Below are 308 nucleotides of genomic sequence, written 5' to 3'. Positions count from 1 at the left end.
GGTATGGTATGAGTCAGCAACACCTTCTTCACGAGGCAGACCTCAGCGCTATTCTGACCTTGCCATCACGACTGTGCTGGTCATTAAACGCGTATTCAGGCTGACCCTGCGCGCTGCGCAGGGCTTTATTGATTCCATTTTTTCTCTGATGAACGTTCCGCTACGCTGCCCGGATTACAGCTGTGTCAGCAGGCGGGCAAAGTCGGTTAATGTCAGTTTCAAAACGCCCACCCGGGGTGAAATCGCACACCTGGTAATTGATTCCACCGGGCTGAAGGTCTTCGGTGAAGGCGAGTGGAAAGTCAAAA

1 protein-coding gene is annotated in these 308 nt (G+C 52.6%); it reads left to right on the top strand.

The genetic code is table 11. From position 1 onward, the window contains the following. Positions 1-308, top strand: a 308-nt coding sequence (locus ACKLKD_RS28085; protein ID WP_420062026.1) for a transposase, incomplete at both ends; no start/stop codon positions are given.

It is taken from the genome of Klebsiella sp. 10982, assembly GCF_048589245.1.
Classification (GTDB): domain Bacteria; phylum Pseudomonadota; class Gammaproteobacteria; order Enterobacterales; family Enterobacteriaceae; genus Klebsiella; species Klebsiella quasivariicola.
The sequence above is the reverse complement of the archived record's forward strand: the minus strand, read 5'-3'. Positions and strand labels throughout refer to the sequence as shown.